Origin of the sequence: Hungatella hominis (assembly GCF_014288005.1) — a bacterium.
GTDB classification, from domain to species: Bacteria; Bacillota; Clostridia; order Lachnospirales; family Lachnospiraceae; genus Hungatella; species Hungatella effluvii.
The window spans coordinates 896,195-915,334 of sequence record NZ_JACOPB010000001.1; the positions used below are offsets into that span (position 1 = coordinate 896,195).

Annotated in this window: 18 protein-coding genes; 17 read left to right on the forward strand and 1 reads right to left on the reverse strand. The window is 38.0% G+C overall.

Translation table 11 applies throughout. The features are described 5' to 3' along the window. Position 1 precedes the first annotated feature (1 nt). From H8S75_RS04105 to H8S75_RS04180, 16 genes are all read left to right on the forward strand, one after another. On the forward strand, positions 2–1,267 hold the full coding sequence (locus H8S75_RS04105; RefSeq protein WP_187019496.1) for an ATP-grasp domain-containing protein: 1,266 nt from the start codon (positions 2–4) through the stop codon (positions 1,265–1,267). A 297-nt stretch (positions 1,268–1,564) separates the two neighbouring features. Then, complete coding sequence (locus H8S75_RS04110) at positions 1,565–2,599, forward strand: GNAT family N-acetyltransferase (RefSeq protein WP_187019498.1); 1,035 nt, start codon at positions 1,565–1,567, stop codon at positions 2,597–2,599. Positions 2,600–2,650: 51 nt separating this feature from the next. Beyond that, complete coding sequence (locus H8S75_RS04115; protein WP_187019500.1) at positions 2,651–3,703, forward strand: glycosyltransferase family 2 protein; 1,053 nt, start codon at positions 2,651–2,653, stop codon at positions 3,701–3,703. A gap of 28 nt (positions 3,704–3,731) precedes the next feature. Next, positions 3,732–4,925, forward strand: a complete 1,194-nt coding sequence (locus H8S75_RS04120) for an O-antigen ligase family protein (RefSeq protein WP_187019502.1) — start codon at positions 3,732–3,734, stop codon at positions 4,923–4,925. After that, positions 4,922–6,073, forward strand: coding sequence for a polysaccharide pyruvyl transferase family protein (locus H8S75_RS04125; RefSeq protein WP_187019504.1), 1,152 nt, complete (start codon positions 4,922–4,924; stop codon positions 6,071–6,073). The genes H8S75_RS04120 and H8S75_RS04125 overlap by 4 nt, the downstream gene beginning before the upstream one ends. A gap of 32 nt (positions 6,074–6,105) precedes the next feature. Beyond that, entirely contained in the window at positions 6,106–7,290 is a 1,185-nt protein-coding gene (locus tag H8S75_RS04130; protein WP_187019506.1) for a Coenzyme F420 hydrogenase/dehydrogenase, beta subunit C-terminal domain, read from the forward strand. 17 nt (positions 7,291–7,307) lie between these two features. Further along, complete coding sequence (locus tag H8S75_RS04135; RefSeq protein WP_187019508.1) at positions 7,308–8,732, forward strand: lipopolysaccharide biosynthesis protein; 1,425 nt, start codon at positions 7,308–7,310, stop codon at positions 8,730–8,732. A gap of 67 nt (positions 8,733–8,799) precedes the next feature. Next, complete coding sequence (locus tag H8S75_RS04140; RefSeq protein ID WP_187019510.1) at positions 8,800–10,140, forward strand: MmgE/PrpD family protein; 1,341 nt, start codon at positions 8,800–8,802, stop codon at positions 10,138–10,140. An 11-nt stretch (positions 10,141–10,151) separates the two neighbouring features. After that, positions 10,152–11,111, forward strand: a complete 960-nt coding sequence (locus H8S75_RS04145; RefSeq protein ID WP_187019513.1) for an aldo/keto reductase family protein — start codon at positions 10,152–10,154, stop codon at positions 11,109–11,111. A 14-nt stretch (positions 11,112–11,125) separates the two neighbouring features. After that, complete coding sequence (gene aepY, locus H8S75_RS04150) at positions 11,126–12,250, forward strand: phosphonopyruvate decarboxylase (protein ID WP_187019515.1); 1,125 nt, start codon at positions 11,126–11,128, stop codon at positions 12,248–12,250. Between the two features lie 90 nt (positions 12,251–12,340). Then, positions 12,341–13,243, forward strand: coding sequence for a hypothetical protein (locus H8S75_RS04155; RefSeq protein WP_002603778.1), 903 nt, complete (start codon positions 12,341–12,343; stop codon positions 13,241–13,243). A gap of 47 nt (positions 13,244–13,290) precedes the next feature. Continuing rightward, positions 13,291–14,439: an HpcH/HpaI aldolase/citrate lyase family protein gene (locus H8S75_RS04160; RefSeq protein WP_002603779.1), complete on the forward strand. Its 1,149-nt coding sequence runs from the start codon at positions 13,291–13,293 to the stop codon at positions 14,437–14,439. 48 nt (positions 14,440–14,487) lie between these two features. Beyond that, positions 14,488–14,997, forward strand: a complete 510-nt coding sequence (locus tag H8S75_RS04165; RefSeq protein ID WP_187019517.1) for a fumarate hydratase C-terminal domain-containing protein — start codon at positions 14,488–14,490, stop codon at positions 14,995–14,997. After that, entirely contained in the window at positions 14,990–15,850 is an 861-nt protein-coding gene (locus H8S75_RS04170; RefSeq protein WP_187019519.1) for a fumarate hydratase, read from the forward strand. Before H8S75_RS04165 ends, H8S75_RS04170 begins: the two co-directional genes overlap by 8 nt. A 170-nt stretch (positions 15,851–16,020) precedes the next feature. Next, positions 16,021–16,461, forward strand: a complete 441-nt coding sequence (locus H8S75_RS04175; protein ID WP_187019522.1) for a DUF3796 domain-containing protein — start codon at positions 16,021–16,023, stop codon at positions 16,459–16,461. A 2-nt stretch (positions 16,462–16,463) separates the two neighbouring features. Further along, positions 16,464–16,670, forward strand: a complete 207-nt coding sequence (locus tag H8S75_RS04180; RefSeq protein ID WP_187019524.1) for a helix-turn-helix transcriptional regulator — start codon at positions 16,464–16,466, stop codon at positions 16,668–16,670. Positions 16,671–17,168: 498 nt separating this feature from the next. Here the strand turns inward: H8S75_RS04180 and H8S75_RS04185 are convergent, their stop codons facing one another. Then, on the reverse strand, positions 17,169–18,002 hold the full coding sequence (locus H8S75_RS04185; RefSeq protein ID WP_187019526.1) for a YihY/virulence factor BrkB family protein: 834 nt from the start codon (positions 18,000–18,002) through the stop codon (positions 17,169–17,171). Between the two features lie 215 nt (positions 18,003–18,217). Between H8S75_RS04185 and H8S75_RS04190 the strand changes: the two genes are divergently transcribed. Beyond that, positions 18,218–19,117: an SPL family radical SAM protein gene (locus H8S75_RS04190; protein ID WP_187019648.1), complete on the forward strand. Its 900-nt coding sequence runs from the start codon at positions 18,218–18,220 to the stop codon at positions 19,115–19,117. The last annotated feature ends 23 nt before the right edge of the window (positions 19,118–19,140 follow it).

Consider the following 19,140-nt stretch of genomic DNA (forward strand, 5'->3'; position numbering starts at 1 on the left):
AATGAGTACTTTAAATAAGAAGATTTTGGTAATTAGCAGCGATAGAAATGATATAGCTTTTGTTGAAGCGGCTCATGAAATGGGATTATATGTCATTTGCTGCGACCGTTATAAAGACTGGCGTGTAAGCCCTTCAAAAATGATTGCAGACGAGGCATGGGATATTGATTACTCAAAAACAGAAGAGATAGCCAAGAAATGCATAGAGAATAATGTAGATGGTGTGATTGCGGGGTATGGTGAAGATCGAGTAACAGCTGCGTGCAGAATTTCTAAAAGAATTGGAAAACCTTTTTATGCAACAGAAGAACAAATTAGCATGACAAGGGATAAAAGATTATTCAAAAAAATGTGTGAAAAAACTGGAGTCCCAACCCCTAAAGATTATTCGCTAAGTGGTGATGGCAGTGAAAACGGATTTGATCAAATTGTATTTCCTGTCATTGTTAAGCCATCTGATAATGGCGGTAGAAAAGGAATCAGTATTTGTAATAATGTCGATGAATTAAGAACCGCTATTCCATACGCATTAGATTATTCAGCAAAGAAAAAAATTGTTATAGAGGAGTATCTTGTTGGAATTGAATTATGTGCAGTATATACATTTTCAGATGGATATATCAGCTTGTCATGCCTTAATGACAAATATATCTCAGAAGATACTGGGGGAGCAAAACTATGTGATGCAGTGCTTACACCTTCAAAATACTATGAAAAGTTTGTTCAGGACGTCCATCCTGGAATTGTAAAACTTATCGAGACACTGGGACTCGAAAATGGTATGGCTAATTTTCAGCTGATTGCAAACAAAAATGGTATCTATGCTTTTGAGATGGGGCTCCGTGTAAATGGGAATGACGATTTTAAAGTGATTAGAAAAAATAATGGAATCGATTTTATGAAACTGATAATAAATTATTCCATTACCGGTAAAATGGGAAATGATTTGGCTCAGGATGATCCTCGGTTTGAGAGATATTATGGAACATTTTGTGCATTTGTGAATGCAGGAACTATTGGAAAAATTAGTATTGGAAAGATTACAGAAAATGAAAACATTTATGATATCACATATTTACATAGTGAGGGTGATGTTGTTGCAAATACAGGGACAAACGCACATAAGGCGATGATGTTCAAATTTGTCGGTAAAACCATTAGAGATATTCAAGATACAATTTCGTTTATTCAAGATAATCTTATCGTCCACGATATACAGGGGATGAATATGCTGATGAAAACATTTAATGTAAAAAGATTGGATTAATAATATGCGAGAGATAGAAAGTGAAATTGGGGCTATTTCCGTGATTATATTGGAGAATAACTTTTTCTAATTATGATGGGATTAATATTAGAGATTCGGCACATTCTCTAATATCAAATATACATTATGACGCAAGTTACTTTTTTAGAAGTGTTCGAAAGTGGTGCGGTTGCTGGACGGATGGATATGCATACGACAACTTTAAATATGGTGTACAGATGTCTGACTGTAATAGTTCATTCATTAAATTCCAGATATGGAGTATATATGCAAAATTATTAAGAAGGGGATAGAAGAATGTTAAAAGTATATACATTAGAGGAGAGTAATAAATGGGATACAGTTGTTCGTTCTTTTTCTGAGTATGATGTATATTGGCTAAGCGGATATAGTAAAGGATTTAAATTACATGGCGATGGAGAACCGTTGCTATTTTACTACGAAAATAGGCATATACGTGGAATTAATGTTGTTTTTAAGCGTGATATATCAAAAGTTACTTTCTTTAAAGGAAAACTTCCTGAAAATACATATTTTGATTTTTCCACTCCCTATGGTTATGGTGGTTGGATTATCGAAGGTGTAGGATACCATGAATTGTTTAGTACATTTGAAGATTGGTGTAGAAAAAACGGTGTTATAAGCAGTTTTGTCAGATTTCATCCAGTTGTGAAAAACTACATATTTTCAGAGGGGATATATAACATTATTCCGTTGGGACAAACGGTTGCTATGGATTTGAGATCGCCGGAAATTATATGGGAAAATATAAGTAGTAAAAATAGAAATATGATCAGAAAAGCAGAAAAATCTGGAGTGAAAATTTTTAGTGGCAGATCGGAGGTATTATATAAAGAATTTATAGGTATTTATAATGCAACAATGGAACATGACAATGCAGATGATTATTACTTCTTCAGACCAGAATTTTACAATAGCATTTGTTTTGATTTACCTGAAAATGCACAAATATTTTATGCAGTAAAAGACAATGAAATGATTGCAGCGTCTATCATGATTGCAGCAAATGGATATCTTAATTATCATTTATCTGGATTAAAATATGAATATCGAAGTTTGGCACCATCTAATTTGCTTTTGTATAAAGCTGCTTTATGGGGCTGCGCCAATGGATACAAAACATTTCATCTTGGAGGCGGGGTAGGATCACAAGAGGATAATCTATTTAAGTTCAAAAAATCATTTTTCAAAGGCAGCAATCTTTGTCAGTTTTATATCGGGAAAAAGATATATATTCAGGAAAAATATGATGAGCTGATAAGTATGAGAGAGCCAATTAATAGTGGATTTTTTCCTGAATACAGAGCCTGACTTTTGAGAAACGACTGTATATTTTATTATTGGATCAGGAGGCATAAGAAGATGAGAATGGCATTTATTGTTCCTTTTTATAAGGTTAAAAAGGAATATATGAAACAATCTATTACGAGTATTATTAATCAGACATATAAAGATTTAGAAATAATATTAGTGGATGACGGCTCTCCTGACGAATGTGGAGCAATATGCGATAAATATGCATCAATGGACGAGCGTATTAAGGTAATACATAAAAAAAATGGCGGATTATCTGATGCAAGAAACGCAGGAATAGATATAGTAACAGCAGAATGGATTACATTTGTTGATGGTGATGATTGGGTAGACGAAAATTTTATAGAACAATTTATACTGTATATTTCTGAAAGGCATGATCTCGCAGATATCTATTATTTTTCCGGCTATAGAAATTTTCCTGATAAAGAAGTCAAAGGCGTTCCTTATTTTGAAACAGGTCGAACATTTAGTACATATGAGGAACGAGAATTTTTACAAAGTATGTGTTTAACAAATCATGTTTCTAAAGATGGAAATAGAAAAGGCATTACAATTAGTTCAGCATGGGCCAAAATATACAAAACTGATTTTATTCAGCAATATAAACTTAAATTTCCTATTGTTCCATATGATGAGGACAGTTTATTTTATGTTGAATCAATAGAAGTTGCAAAAAAAATAGAATATATTGCAATCCCTGTATATCACTATAGATACACGTTGGGAAGTATAGTAAATCGCTATAGGCCAAATGCAGATATGGAGCAAGAAATTTATTTAGAGTATCTATTTTCCTTTGCAAAGAGATGTGAAAAAAAGGAAGACTTTATTAAAAAAATATATATGAGAGTTATGACTTCAATGATATTACTGATAAAACTCAAATATTTTAACAAAAATAATAAAGATTCTTTTCTGAAAAAGAGAGGGGAATGTAATAAACTTTTTTGTACGTCGCCATATAAAGATGCTTTAAATAATATAACAATTAATCAGTTGGGACGAAATGCAAAAATAAAATATTTTTTATTAAAGTTTAAATTTTATTATTTGCTTGAAATATTGAGAAGAAAAAATTCGGAAAATAGCATAAGGTAGTTTATTTTCTATTTGGGAGATTATCTGTATGAATTCCTCTATGAAGTCAAAGGTTCTATACATAAATATACGTAGTACACCTTTCATATTGGCATATGTAGTATTTTTGGTTAATTATATTATAAATGGCTATGAATTTGGTGCCACGGTAGAAAGTGTAAGATTAACTTCTGTAATACTCCTCCTTTTTGCTTGTGTTCAAAAAAGGAGAAGAGATAGTTTTTTATATATAAATGGCTTTCTGCTTATTTGTGTTGCCATTATATCAACACTGTTTTCAGATGTGGTAAATCCAGGTGAATCAAGAATCTTTAATCTTATATTTTGTATGATTTTATTTATTGTTCTATCAGATACTGCCATAGAGGCAAATAGTTTCGAAAAAATACTATACTTTTATACCAATTTCGCTTTTATTTTAGCGGCTATTGTATTGATTGGATATGTAGTTGGTTTTGGAGTTGATTCATATGGAAGAGCATCGATTTATTATGGATCATTCTATAAAGATCAAAACTATCTTTCTGCCTATTTAATGCCGGCTTTTACAATTAAAGTGTATCGTTTTCTTATTGGTAAGAAAAAAGCTTTTTCAGACCTGTTGTATCCTATAACAATAATATTAGCTGTTCTACTAATGGGATCTCGAGGTGCATTTGTAACAGCATTATTAATAGTATGTCTGATAATATTGAAATTGATTTTGTTTGATAGTAATTCTACACATAAGTTTTTTTGGATTATGCTTGTGTTTGTAGCTGCCATTGTTGTATATGCTGTTTTATCAAAGACACCTCTTTTTCAAAGAATGACTGGATTTAGAGAATATGGTTCAGATGTCAGAATAAGGTTATGGACTGCAGGTTTAAATGGCTTTTGGAGACATAAATTTATTGGAAGCGGAGTAGGCGCCGCTTCACAATTTGCATGGCAGATGATTGGGAATGCAGTACATAATAGTTTTATCGAGTTATTATCTGACAATGGATTAATAGGAGTAATATTGGTATTCTGGTCATTTTCTCGGGTATTTTGTGCACGAACGAATCACAAGATTTTAATAGTAGCCTTTTTTACTGGATTATTTATGCCGCTGTTTTTTTTGACAGGATATTCAAATATGACATTTTGGATGCCGATGTTTTTTCTCCAGAACTTTATAAGCTATCTTGAACAGAAAACGATAATGATAGAAGACAATGAGATGAGGGCAGATAAATGAGAATTGGAACCATCACGGTACAAAATGGAAACAATTATGGCGCATCATTGCAGGCCTTTGCTTTAATAAAATATTTGAGAAAAAATGGATGGGATGCTTATTTAATTGATTATAGAAATCAGAAAATCGAAGATAGGCTGACAGAACAATCGTTTATTACCAGTTGGAGGGGGAAGAATCAAATAAAGAAAAATATTCGGATTATTTTATCGAATGCAATATGGAAAACGGATAGATTTGTTAAGGAAAAAAACAAAGCTTTTTCTGAATTTCATAAATCTATATTTGATCAGTCTGGCGGTACATTATATGATGTGTCGGAGTTGAAAAAACTTAATAGCTTATATGATGCTTTTATTTGCGGAAGCGATCAGATTTGGAATAAAGATATCACGGGACTGGATGATGCATTTTTTTTGTCCTTTGCCAATTCCGATAAAAAAAGAATTGCTTATGCTCCAAGTTTAGGAAAAGAAAGTGGAGCTATTGTTGAGGAAGATTATGATATATATCGTCATAAGCTAAGGAGTATTGATTTTCTATCTATTAGAGAGCCAAATAATAAAAAATTTATCGAAACTGTTACACATAGGGAATGCTGTGTTGTATTGGATCCTGTATTATTATTGGATAAACAGGAATGGGAAGAAGAAATTCTAAATGTTTCGCCAATAATTCAAAAAGGGTACGCATTATATTACCCCGTAATTAATCAGCCGGAACTTGAAAAGTATGCAATTCAAAAAGCTAGAGAAAAGGGGATAAAATTGTTCAATCCTAGATTAGTCCCTTCATATGCAAAGATGAAAGGCTATACAGCTATTTCTAGTAAACCAGTTGGACCAATTGAATTCGTAAAATTAATAAAAGAATCTGAATGCATATTTACAAATTCTTTCCATGCTACTGTTTTTTCATCAATTTTTAATAAAGAGTTATATGTAATTAAACTGAAAGGAAAAAACAAAAACAGAAACAATAGAATAATCGAGTATCTAAAAATGATAGGTATTCGTCAGTCTCTGATTGACACGAGTGATCTTATTCATATAAAAGATTTTGAATCAACTATGCAATGGGAAAATGTAACTGAGCGGAAAAAAGAGTCAGTCGAATACTTGAAAAAATCATTGGATTACAATTCATAATAACTTGATTATGATACCGGAAGGAAGGGGCTATGCCTGAGATTATTTCAATTATAGATAACAAACAATGTTATGGATGTGAGGCCTGCTATAATACATGTCAATTTAATGCAATTACAATGAAGAAAGTAGAAGATGGGTTTAGATATCCTGTGGTAGACAAAGACAAGTGTATTGAATGTGGAGGTTGTTCAAAAAACTGTCCTGCTATACCTGGTAATATGAGTGTAATAAAAGATAATAAATATAAACAGAGAGTCTATTCAGTGAGATTAAAGGATACAGGCGTAAGAAAAATTAGTTCTTCGGGCGGTGCGTTTACCGCAATATCGGACAAAGTATTAGAGCAACATGGTTGTGTTGTTGGTGTTGTATGGAATAATGATTTCTCTGTAAAACACATAATTGCTACAGAATTATATCAAAGAGATATGATGAGACAATCAAAATACATTCAAAGTGAGATTGGTAGTTGCTATAAATTAATTAAAGAAAAAATAAAAAATGAACAATTAGTTCTATTTACCGGTACACCATGTCAAAATGCGGGACTCAAGCTATATTTAGGTAATATGGATTTATCGAAGCTTATATTGTGTGATGTATTGTGCGGTGGCAATGTAAGTCCAGTATTTTTTAAAGATTATTTAAAATATATAGAAAAAAAACAAAAAGATAAAGTGACAGATATATGTTTTAGAACAAAAATAATAGGCTGGAAACAACATCATATTCTTATTAATTTAAAAAAAACTATATATCAGGGAGCTAGGCGCGATAATGAACCATTCTTTTACTTATATTTAAAAAAATATATTATTAGAAAATCTTGCTTTTCTTGCAGCTTTGCATCGATAGATCGAATTACCGATATTACATTAGGCGATTTTTGGGGAATAGATCAAGTAGAACCAGAAATAGATGATGATCTGGGAATTTCTTTTGTATCAGTGAATACACAGAAAGGCCAAGACTTCATTAGCTCAGTGACAGATAAAATAATGATGGAAGAGAGAGAAATAAATTTAGCTATTCCTCGGCAAATAAACTTAAGAAAGGCAGCAGAGAAGCCAGAAAAATATGAGCTTTTCTGGGAGGAATATAAAAAATTTGGCTCAGAATATATTTTGAAAAAATACACAACATTCGGCATGAAAAATAAAATTAGATGTTTGATGAAAAAATTCTTTGAAAAATATTTGAATCATAAAGAATAGAGGGAGGTTCTGGAAAAATGCAGAGAGAAAAAGCACTTGCAAAAAATACTGCTGTTTTAATGTTTGGAAAAATATGTACTCAATGTATTAGTTTTCTGCTTCTTCCTTTATACACAAGTGTTTTAGATACTGCTGAATATGGTACTTTTGATATAATGATTACCTACTCAATGTTAGTTCTCCCAATAGTTAATCTACAGTTTGATCAGGGCCTTTTTAGGTTTATGTTAGAACATCGAGGAAAAAATAACAAAATAACAAATATTTTTTCTTCGATATTTTTGTCTTGTATTATACAAACTGCAGCATACAATGTGCTCTTAATAATTTTAAATTTTATTCATCCGGTAGAAAATATCCAGTTCTTAATGATTTATGTTTCACTTCAGGTTTTTGTATCTATTATGCTTCAATTTTCACGTGGGCTAGGAAAAAGTACTTGTTATGCCATTGCAAGTTTTATTTCAGCAGTTTCGACCGTTGTATTTAATGTCATTGCGCTTGTTTTTTTGAACAAAGGAGTATATGGATTATTTGCAGCATCTATTTTAGGGCAAGTTGTTACAATTATTTATCTCTCTTTCAACAATAAGATATGGAAGTATGTGAGCATTCATGAGTTTAAATTCTCAACAATAAAAGAAGTAAGCCAGTATTCACTGCCACTCATACCGAATAATTTGGCATGGTGGGTGGTTAATGTATCGGATAGATTGGTAATTAAATACTTTTTGGGAATAGCGTCAAATGGAATATTTACTGTGTCCAGTAAATTTCCAAATGTTTTTATAAATTTTTATAATATTGTAAATTTATCCTGGACAGAAAGCGTTTCGCTGCATTTTACTGATGAGGATAGAGATGTCTTTCTCAGTGAGATGATGACAGTCTTTTTTAAACTGTTTTCTACATGTTGTTTTCTAATAATATCTTTAATGCCATTTGTATTTCCGGTTCTGGTTAACTGGAAGTACAAGGAATCTTATAACCAAATTTACATTCTAATGATGGCGATGCTCTTTAGAGTTATGGTAGGGCTCTATAGTTGTGTATATATTGCTGAAAAGAAATCAAAAAAAGTTGCAACAACATCAATAACAGCAGCTGTTATAAATCTAACATTAGATATTTTGCTTATGAGAAAGATAGGGTTATATGCTGCATCGGTGTCTAGCTTAATTGCTTTTATGAGTATGTTTGTAATTCGATATTTTGATATTAATAGATCCATTCGAATGAAAATAGAATCAAAGACATTATTCCTTGCGCTTACTTTAGGTGTTCTTTTAGGTATTATATATTACTCTGAAAACATAGTTATTCAATTTATTGGATTTATAATAGTTTGTATATATTCAATTTTGACGAATAAGGATTTGATAAAAATTATATTGGAATACATAGTAAAGTTTTTCCGACAAATTAAAAGAAAAAGCAATTGACCTGTTCACTTATTGGACTAAATATTAATTAACATTATTTTGTTTTTTTTGAAGAATTGGAGGGTATATGAATAAATCAATCGAGTTTTTTAATGCTATTGATTGTGTTTATAACCAGCAAATTGCTGAAAATGTGATAGAACGAGCGAGACAATCATTACTTGATTATCTTGCTGTAACCTGTGCGGGTGCAAAGTTTCAGGATTATAAAATAAAAGAATATTTTAAATTTGCAGAACCAGAGAACGGAAATTATAAAGCAATAGGAACAGGTAAAAACATAGCTTTTAAAGAAGCAGTTTTTCTCAATGGATTGAATGGTCATGCCCTTGATTTTGATGACGGGACTAATTCAGGAATAATTCATTTAGGCAGTCCTGTTTTTTCGTTATTAATACCATTGGCAGAGAAACATAAAATAAGTATTGGCGACATGCTGAAAGCTGCAATTATAGGATATGAAACCTCTTACACTATGGCTGTTTCGATTCAGCCAGGGCATAAAGCTAAGGGATACCATGCGACTGGAACGTGCGGAACCTTAGGTGCTGCGATTGCCGCTTCTTATATGCTGGGGTTTAACAAAGAGGAGCGTTTTCATGCCTTTGCATCTGCAGCTGTTGCAGCCTCTGGTATGTTGAAGGTACTGGATGATGGCTCTGAACTGAAGCCCTATAATGTTGCGAAAACTGCGCTCCTTGCGCTTACGAGTATCCAAATAGCGAAAGCAGGATTTAAAGGACATGTTGATCCACTAGGAGGCCGCGGTTTTTTTAAGATGATGACAGACCGGGATGATATTGAATTGAAACCAGTACTTTTAAATGGGACATATGCCATTATGAAAAGCTACACAAAACCATATGCGTCGTGCCGTTATACTCATCCGGCAGTAGAAGCTGCAATTCATCTGCGGACTCAGTACGGGTTGATAGCTAGTGATATTAAACAGATTGATATCAAAACATATAACCTTGCGGTAGATGGCCATGATCACATAGAAATACCAGGCTCGTACAGTGCAAAAATGAGTATTCCGTATGCTGTGGCGGCTGGGGTGATTTATGGAAGAGCCGGACTCCAGGAATTCAGTGAGGAAATGGTGAAAAACAAAGAGATTCTTGAATTAACAAGGAAAGTCCATGTGATATCAGATGAGCAATTAAGCAAAGAATTTCCTGAGATTCAGCCTGCGATCGTTAGCATTATGACAAAATCCGGAATGGTTTCAGAACGAGTAGATTTTCCAAAGGGAGAGCCGGAAAATCCATTAACAAATGAAGAGTTTAAAAACCGTTATGACATGCTAATGCAATATGCTGGTGTATATACTGATGCCAGTGATTCTATATTTGATACAGTACACCGTGAATCAGCATTAGTTCATGATATTATGAAGTATTTATAGAGAGGTCTGTTATGAAAAATGTAAATATTGTGCTTGGAACCATGACTTTTGGGGAATCGGTGTTTGCTCCAGAGGTTGAGGGATTTATAAACACATTTTTTGACTTGGGCTACGACGAATTCGATACAGCTTTTGTATATAACGAGGGTAATTGTGAACGATTACTTGGTGATGTTCTGCCTAAATTGGATAAAAAATTTCGAATTGCTTCAAAAGTAAACCCCAGAATAAGTGGAAAACTGGATGGAGAAGCTGCATATAAGCAGGTAAATGAATCACTGGAAAGACTGGGCTTAGACTGTGTGGATATAGAATATCTGCATTTCCCAGATCCTGCAACTCCAGTGGAATCTGTGCTGGAAGCAATGTCAATTCTTTATGACCAGGGAAGATTTAAGGAACTTGGTTTAAGTAATTTCCCGGCATGGATGGTAGCTGATGTGTGGAATAAATGTGATAAATATGGCTGGGTAAAGCCTACTGTTTTTCAGGGAGTCTATAATCCTCTTACCAGAAAGGCTGAGATTGAACTCAATGCATGCCTTAACCATTATGGAATGCGTTTTTATGCCTATAATCCTATGGCAGGCGGTCTGTTAACCGGAAGATACGGTCAGTTTGAAGAAGAACCAACTGATGGACGATTTACACATAGACCCAATTATCAGGGACGTTATTGGAAAAAGAATTTTTTTGAAGCTGTCAATGTAATTAAATCTGCATCAGAGAGATATGGTATCACAACTATTGAAGCTACCTACCGTTGGCTTGCATATCACTCTATGTTGGATGGAGAACGAGGGGATGCGATTCTGATCGGAGCTTCAAAGTTGGAACATATGAAGCAGAATATATCCAGCATAAAAGAAGGACCCTTACCAGCAGATATTGTTGATGCGTTTGAAACGGCATGGGAAATCAGCAGGGTAGACAGTCCGGAATATTTTACCCTTTATAAAGGTAAAAAATAGGGAGGTTAAGAGAAATGTTAGATCAGGAAAGAATATTTGAAAAATTAGGTAACTGTGGTGTGACGTTTTTTACAGGGGTACCGGATTCCTATTTAAATGGCTTTTGCAACTACGCATTAAAACACTTCCCAGAAAAGAATATTATTGCGGCTAATGAAGGAAATGCAATTGGTATTGCAGCAGGTCATTATTTTGCAACAAAGGAACTTCCTCTGGTATACATGCAGAACAGTGGAATGGGTAATATGATCAATCCACTGGTATCTTTGGTTGATGAGCATGTCTATAGTGTTCCTATGTTACTTCTGATTGGCTGGCGCGGCCAGCCTGGAATGGGAGACTGGCCACAGCACGAATTGCAAGGAGAGATTACAATCCCTCTTTTGGATGCCATGCACATCAACTACTCTATTCTTACAGATGATATCGGTCAATATGAGAGGATTACAGACGAAGCTGTTAATTATTGTATCAAATATAGAAAGCCGTATGCACTGATTGCCCCAAAAGGGGTTATGGCAGAAGAAAAGCTGAATAATAAAGATGACTTATATCCTATGAGCCGTGAAGAAGCAATTGAGATTATTCTTAACCACATGCCTTCCAATGCAATCTTTTCTGCAACAACTGGTCGGGCTACTAGGGAGTTATTTTTTCTGCGTGAAAGAAGAAATGAAAGCAAGGAAAACGATTTCCTGAATGTCGGTTCTATGGGGCATGCTTCTTCTGTAGCATTAGGAATAGCATTGGAAAAACCGGAGAGAAAGGTAGTGGTATTGGATGGCGACTCTGCTGCTATGATGCATATGGGGGCCATGACTATGGTTAGTAAGCTGCATGTGCCGAATTATTTACATATTATTTTGAACAATGGCGCACATGAATCGGTAGGAGGCCAGCCATCTGCTGGTTATAAAATTGACTTTACAAAGATCGCGGAGGCCTGCGGATATGAAACGATGCATCATCCTGTGACGGGAAAAGAGGAACTGATCGCTGCACTCGCTGCGTTGAAAGACTGTGGTAAAGCTTCTTTTATTGATGTGCGTATTCATAAAGGGCTGAGTGGAAAACTGCCTCCGCTGGATTTTTCCCATAGAGAAGCCATTGATGCCATGATAGAAGAATTGAATAGATAAAATCACTAAAAGGATTAATAACCTTATAAACAGCGAGGTAGTTTGCTTATGTTATGTGTAAGTTATCTTGAGTGAAAGGATGGATAGACGATGAACAGTATGGACAAAACGAGAGAATTTCTAAAAACAATCGGTCTGCCAGGAGGGGACGCTTATGACCTTCCTGAATCAAAAAAACGATTTAAAGACAATGGGCAGTATCGATTTGAGGTTCCGGGAATTCAGGGACCGAAAGTGATGAGGGCACTTCTGGAGGCAATGGATTCTTATGGACTTTATCTTCACAGAGTAACACAAACACAGGGAATTATGCGCCTTACGGATGAAGAAATCGAGAGGATGGTAGAGCTTGCACATAAATGGGAGACAGATCTGATCCTTGCCATAGGGCCAAGAGCAACGACAGATACATCTGCTTCGGTCCATACCGAAGAAGGAGTCCGTATGGGGTACCGTCTTCGAGGGCAGGAGCAGATCGTAAGAGCAGTAGAAGATGTAAAACGGGCTGCTGGAATCGGTTGCAGGGGATTCCTCGTTTACGATGAAGGCTGCCTGTGGGTGCTGGATCAGATGAGAAAGGCAGGGGAGATCCCCGCGGACTGTCATTTTAAGGTATCGGCTCATGCCGGCCATGGTAACCCGGCATCGGCAAAGGTGTTGGAGAGCATTGGTGCTGATTCCATCAATCCAGTTCGTGATATACAGCTCCAAATGTTGGCGGCAATGCGTCAGGCAGTGGACTGTCCGATTGACATTCATACTGAAAATCCGAAGTCCACGGGTGGGTTTATCCGTCACTATGAGGTGCCGGATATGATACGGATCGCAGCACCGCTCTATTTAAAAACAGGAGGCTCTGTTGCGGCTACACACAGCTGGGACAGCACGGAGGATGACGCTAGAAAGAGGGCAAAGCAGTGCGTGCTTGTGAAACGAATGATTGACGAGTATTATCCGGAGGCTGTGTGGTCACCGAAAGGGAGCTTAATATAGAATAGTAAAGCAATGATAAAGTACATAATAGGGAAGGATAAAAAAAGATGAGACACCATCTATATAACAAAGATTTCAAGTTTTTGGTAGAACCGGAGGAATTCAATAAATATACCGATAGGGAGCTGCTGCAGTATTGTCTTGGCGCTACGATGTATATGCCTGGTATCAAGGATTTTGCACCGAAGATACTTGGAGGTGCTATGCCTGGACTTACGACCATTGTTTTGTGCTTTGAGGATGCTTGTCCGGAAGATCGGGTGGAGGAAGCAGAGCAGAATGTATACCGGCTTTTGGATACGGTGACGGATGCTGTGGATAAGGGGAATCTGGCGCCGGAAGCGGTTCCGCTTATTTTTGTGCGCATACGTAATCTCACACAATTTAAACATTTTGGTCAGGGCTTGACCAAAAAACAAGCGCGATCGCTGTGCGGAATTAATTTCCCTAAGTTTAATGCAGAAAATGGGTACGAATATTTTGCTTATTTGCAGGATTTAAACGACCGCCTTGAGGAGATTTTGTATGGCATGCCAATCATTGAGGACTCGGAAGTAGCCTACAAGGAAACACGTATATCGGAATTGGTAGGTATCAAGAAGATTCTTGACAAATATCGTGAACTGGTCTTACAGGTACGTGTTGGCGGTACAGATTTCTCCTCAGTATTTGGCGTGCGCAGGGGGGTCGATTATTCCATTTACGACATCATGACCGTCCGCGAATGCCTGACAGATATTATCAATGTCTGTGGACGGGATAACGATTATGTGATTTCCGGACCTGTATGGGAGTATTTCCGTGCGCCGAAGGAATTAATGTTTGAAGAACTTCCGAAACATGGGCTGGAAGATTATCTGATGAAGCGGCTGCCAATTGTGAACAATGAGATAGATGGTCTGCTTCGCGAAGTGATTCTGGACAAAGCCAACGGCTTTGTAGGACGTACCGTGATTCATCCGACACATGTCAAATTTGTCAATGCGCTGATGGCAGTTACGAAGGAAGAGTATGATGATGCGTGTATGATCCTTGGCCATAGTGAAGGCGGTGTGGTAAAAGGCAGTGGTGCGAATAAAATGAACGAGATCAAGCCGCATACGAATTGGGCGGTGAAGATTTATAATCGCGCGCGTGCTTTTGGCGTGATTGAAAACGAAGGCGCATATGTGAGACTTTTTGCAGTCAATGACTAAAGGGCCTGGGCAGGGAACCAACACAGTGGAAAAGGATTGGAGGACACTATGGCGATTGAGATAAACACACCGATTTCTGAAGTGGCGGCAGTAAGTCTGCAGGTTGGTGATACCGTGCTGATTACAGGATATATTCTTTGTGGACGGGATGCTGTGCTGCCGAAGGTGGTTAGGCTGATTGAAGAAAGCAAGTCTAATACACTCGGGTATGAGTTAAAAGGAAGTGTTTTTTTTCATACAGCAGTGAGCCCGGCGGGAGTAGGTCCTACATCGAGTAATAAACTGGAAATCGAGAGCAGTATAGAGCCACTGTCAAAGGCTGGTGTGAAGCTGCATCTTGGAAAGGGCCAGATTCATAAAGAAACGATAAAGGCCTTGAATATAAACAATGCGGTGTATGCGGTAATCCCCCCAGTGACGGCGCTGTTAGGGGATAAGACGACAGAACAGACATTGATTGCTTTTCCGGAATTGGGGATGGAGGCCTTGTATCGGCTTAAGGTGAATCGGTATCCTGCTATTATTGCAGCAGCGCATGGGAGGAGTATCTATGAGTGAATTTAGTTATGAAAAGACAGTTTCTCTTGTCCGGAACACGCTGGTAGAGGCAGGGTCAACGTTTCGAGAGGATAAGAAAGAAGCTTATCGAAAAGCGATAGCTAATGAAACCAATGAAAAGGCAAAGTGGGTTCTTGAGACTATATTGGAGAATGCCAATGCAGCAGAAAGGAATCATAGCCCTCTTTGCGACGATACTGGAATCCCGCATATGGTACTTGAAGTAGGTCCAGATGCGGCAGTAAGTGGACGGATGCTGGATGCTATCAAGGAAGGTATAGCAGAAGGACTACAACAACTGCCAGGACGTCCTATGGCGATTATGGGAGATGACAGTCAGAGGATTGACCAATCTGGTGGTTTAAATCCAGAAAGTGCAGGTGTGGAGCCGGCTCCGATACTTATCAGGCGATGTAGAGATAATGTCGTAAGGCTTCATATACTGATGTTTGGTGGTGGTCCTGCGATCAGAGGAAAAACGTATCGTGTATTTCATAAGCACAGCACAGATGTGGTGCTGAATGAAATCGTAAAGTGGGCGATTGAGGGAGTCTCTCAATTGGGCTGTTCTCCATGTACTCTTGCAGTTGGCATTGGCAGAAGCCATTTTGAAGCAACATCCATGATGCTTCAGGCGCAGGTGGATGGAAAATTCGATGTTCAGTCGGAAATGGAGCAGGAGATTACCAGAAGGGTGAATGAGGCTGAAATCGGTCCGCTTGGACTCCATGGAAAGACCAGTGTAATCGCTACATTTATGAAGGTTGGTCCTCAGAGAGCCAGTGGTGTAAGGATTATCTGTGTCCGTCCGGCTTGTTGTTTTGAACCAAGAATCGCCACCGTAGATTTGTAGATGATGATGGCAGAAGGGCTGGATTCGAAGGGAATAGTAAAGGACAGATTATAAATGAAGAATCTAAATGATAGTAAGCAGAATTCAAAAGCAAGGGATTGACAATCAGCACAGAAAAGTGATATATTTATCCTATAAAGAGATAAATATATCACTATAAGGAGGCTGTCATGAATAATAAATACTCCGCAGGTCAAAAACCTACATTTACCAGAAAAATCAGTCCGAAGATGGGGCTGTTAGGTTTTTTGGGGTTGTCAGGATTTCTGGGTTTTCTGCCCCAGTTTTTTCGTGAAGACGGTATTTTGCCTGTGCCGTTTCCGCTGATATTTTTCTGCTTTTTTGGATTTTTCGGTTTTTACTATGAGGGGAAGATGTCCGGTACGATGATTGATGAGCGTTATTTAGCTAATGAGACCAGAGCCAGTGCCATGGCTAACAAAGTGGCCCTTACTCTGATTATCGCTGTGGCGCTTCTCTCTATGTCGGCATTTCGGATCAATAATCCATATGTGATGCTAAAACTTTTAATTGCTGTTATCGGTTTTGCATTTGGCTTATCACTGTTTCTTCAACAGTACCTGCTGTACCGCTTTGAAAATGGAGAGTAGCCATGGGGGAATTTACGTGCAATCTTAAAAAGTACAGACAACTGAAGGAGATGACCCAGGAACAACTGGCTGAAAAAGTCGGTGTAAGACGGGAAACTATCATGCGACTGGAAGCGGGCAGATACAATCCATCGCTGAAGCTGGCGATCGATATTTCGAGAGAGGTGGAAACACCAATCGAAGTTTTGTTTATTTTTGAGGAAACATAGCCATAAATACAGCAGAACTGTGATGGTATGGCAGAAGATTCCTTGTGGATTATTAAGATTGTTACACTATAAAGCTTTTTCAGTCGTGTTGTAATGGTTTCATAAATCCGGGATTAACATACACTATAACAAAAATGCGTCATAGTTACTACCAAACAATAAAATCATGAAAACCTGTCAAACGGGTATTCATGATTTTGCGCATTAAGCGTTCAACCGGCTAAAGTCATAATAAGAGCAGGCTGTACATCAGCCTGCCCACATGTAAAGGGAACCATTTTCACTATCCTTGATCTGGGAAAATGTTGCTTCAATCCCTCATCTTCAAGTCATCTTCCCCAAAGTAGAGTTCCATATTATGAGTTCCTCACGGGCCTTTTTCTTCCGGTATCAGGCGGATTCCAGCCGTAAGGAAATTCTGCAGCAAAGCAAAACATTAACTCCATAATCCTGAAACACTTCGCATTCCGATCTCTTGCAGGCCACCTGGCTTGACCATTATCCCGCCTTTTTCTGCTCCTTCCAATCCCCGGAATAAAAATAATTTATTTCCGCTCCAAGAAACAGTATACAGATACACACATACAGCCACAGCATCAACAACACAATAGCCGTAAGGCTCCCGTACATAACAGAGAAATTGCTGAAATTGTTAAAATAAATAGAAAACGCAAACGAAAACGCAATCCACCCCAGTGTCGAAAAAATGGCGCCGGGCAGCTGCTTTTTAAAATGCTGCTTCTTTTCCGGCACATACGTATAGAGGAAAGTGAAGCAGATCGTCAGGATCAGAAGGAGCACGGTTCGAAAGCTGATAACGTAATGGGTGATCTCTGCAATGACCGGAAAATGGTGTTCGACGAATCCCTGAATGGAGCTCCCAAGAACCAGAAGTACCAGTGTCAGTATACAGATAAGCATAAACACAATCGTATAACCGGCGCAGATCATCCTCGTCACCACGTAATTTCTCTTCTTCTGTTTCCCGAATACCCGGTTCAGTCCGCGCTCGATGCTCAGCATGCCGCGGGAGGCCGACCAGATGGCGGCGATTGCCGTTACGGATAAAACGGTAGCGGGAGAGTTGGTATAGATATTTTCGACGACGCCGAAGACCAGGCTCTTTAGGTTGGCCGGTACCAGACTTGTAATTACCTGCAGCAGGTTAGACTTTGTTATCGTTGGTATCAACTGGATCATAGCCATCAGCAGCATGATGAACGGAAATGCCGCGATGATGGTAAAAAAAGACGCCTGGGCCGCGTAAACAGTCATTTCATCCTTGCTGAATTTGTCGTAGATCTGTTTGCCTCGCAGTATTAATCCAATCATGATATCCCCTTTTTGTTAATGATATAACTAAAATATTACCATGACCGCAAAAAAATATCAAGCGAGACACCGGAATTTCAAATCAGGTTATCGGCAAAAGCATTTTAACAGTTCAAATTATTTTGAAAAACAAACTATTTTTCGAAAATAAGTTGCCCTACCGTACTGCATTTGATAGAATGGTACTAATGGAATCAATCAGAAAGGGAGCGCGTATGGAATATATACCGGCGAAAACCATCGTGACGAAGACGAAGAGCTCCGAATGGTTCGGCATCGATTATAATATGAATATTTATAAAGGCTGCTGCCATGGCTGTATCTACTGCGACAGCCGGTCTTCCTGCTATCGGATCGAACGGTTTGACACGGTGCGGGCCAAGGAAGATGCCCTTCGGATTGTCCGGGATGATCTGCGGCGGAAGGTAAAGACCGGAGTGGTAGGCACCGGAGCCATGAGTGATCCCTATAATCCATTTGAAAAGGAGCTGGAGCTGACCAGACATGCGCTGGAGCTGGTGGACGCCTTCGGCTTCGGAGCAGGGATTGCCACGAAAAGCACTCTTTTAAAAAGGGATGCGGATATTTTAGAGAGCATAAAAGAGCATTCGCCTGTAATCTTAAAAGTGACGGTGACAACTGCGGATGATGAGCTGGCGGGGAAGATCGAACCCGGCGTGCCGTCCTCGACCAAGAGGTTTGAACTGATCGATTACTTAAGCTCCAGAGGGCTGTTTACCGGTATTCTGCTGATGCCGGTCCTTCCATTTCTGGAAGACAGTCCGGAAAATATTACGGCTGTCGTGAGAAAGGCCCATGAGGCGGGAGCTTCTTTTATTTATGCGGCTTTTGGTGTGACGCTCCGTGATAATCAGAGGGAGTGGTACTATGATAAGCTGGGTCAGTTGTTTCCGGAGCGGGATCTGGCGGCGGAATACAGAAAACGGTACGGAGAACGCTACGAATGCCGGAGTCCGGCGGCAAAGCGGCTCTGGGCCATATTTGCGGCAGAGTGTGAGAAATACGGGATTCTGTACCGTATGAAGGACATTATTCACGGGTATAAGAAGAATTACGAAAACAGCCAGATGAGTCTGTTTGATTTTCTGCAGTGAAAACAGAGAAAGTGAGAGGAAAC

Bases quoted from the DNA above. Each gene is read 5' to 3' on its own strand.
- H8S75_RS04105 (WP_187019496.1), top strand. From the start codon at position 2: ATGAGTACTTTAAATAAGAAGATTTTGGTAATTAGCAGCGATAGAAAT.
- H8S75_RS04110 (WP_187019498.1), top strand. From the start codon at position 1,565: ATGTTAAAAGTATATACATTAGAGGAGAGTAATAAATGGGATACAGTT.
- H8S75_RS04115 (WP_187019500.1), top strand. From the start codon at position 2,651: ATGAGAATGGCATTTATTGTTCCTTTTTATAAGGTTAAAAAGGAATAT.
- H8S75_RS04120 (WP_187019502.1), top strand. From the start codon at position 3,732: ATGAATTCCTCTATGAAGTCAAAGGTTCTATACATAAATATACGTAGT.
- H8S75_RS04125 (WP_187019504.1), top strand. From the start codon at position 4,922: ATGAGAATTGGAACCATCACGGTACAAAATGGAAACAATTATGGCGCA.
- H8S75_RS04130 (WP_187019506.1), top strand. From the start codon at position 6,106: ATGCCTGAGATTATTTCAATTATAGATAACAAACAATGTTATGGATGT.
- H8S75_RS04135 (WP_187019508.1), top strand. From the start codon at position 7,308: ATGCAGAGAGAAAAAGCACTTGCAAAAAATACTGCTGTTTTAATGTTT.
- H8S75_RS04140 (WP_187019510.1), top strand. From the start codon at position 8,800: ATGAATAAATCAATCGAGTTTTTTAATGCTATTGATTGTGTTTATAAC.
- H8S75_RS04145 (WP_187019513.1), top strand. From the start codon at position 10,152: ATGAAAAATGTAAATATTGTGCTTGGAACCATGACTTTTGGGGAATCG.
- aepY (WP_187019515.1), top strand. From the start codon at position 11,126: ATGTTAGATCAGGAAAGAATATTTGAAAAATTAGGTAACTGTGGTGTG.
- H8S75_RS04155 (WP_002603778.1), top strand. From the start codon at position 12,341: ATGAACAGTATGGACAAAACGAGAGAATTTCTAAAAACAATCGGTCTG.
- H8S75_RS04160 (WP_002603779.1), top strand. From the start codon at position 13,291: ATGAGACACCATCTATATAACAAAGATTTCAAGTTTTTGGTAGAACCG.
- H8S75_RS04165 (WP_187019517.1), top strand. From the start codon at position 14,488: ATGGCGATTGAGATAAACACACCGATTTCTGAAGTGGCGGCAGTAAGT.
- H8S75_RS04170 (WP_187019519.1), top strand. From the start codon at position 14,990: ATGAGTGAATTTAGTTATGAAAAGACAGTTTCTCTTGTCCGGAACACG.
- H8S75_RS04175 (WP_187019522.1), top strand. From the start codon at position 16,021: ATGAATAATAAATACTCCGCAGGTCAAAAACCTACATTTACCAGAAAA.
- H8S75_RS04180 (WP_187019524.1), top strand. From the start codon at position 16,464: ATGGGGGAATTTACGTGCAATCTTAAAAAGTACAGACAACTGAAGGAG.
- H8S75_RS04185 (WP_187019526.1), bottom strand. From the start codon at position 18,002: ATGATTGGATTAATACTGCGAGGCAAACAGATCTACGACAAATTCAGC.
- H8S75_RS04190 (WP_187019648.1), top strand. From the start codon at position 18,218: ATGGAATATATACCGGCGAAAACCATCGTGACGAAGACGAAGAGCTCC.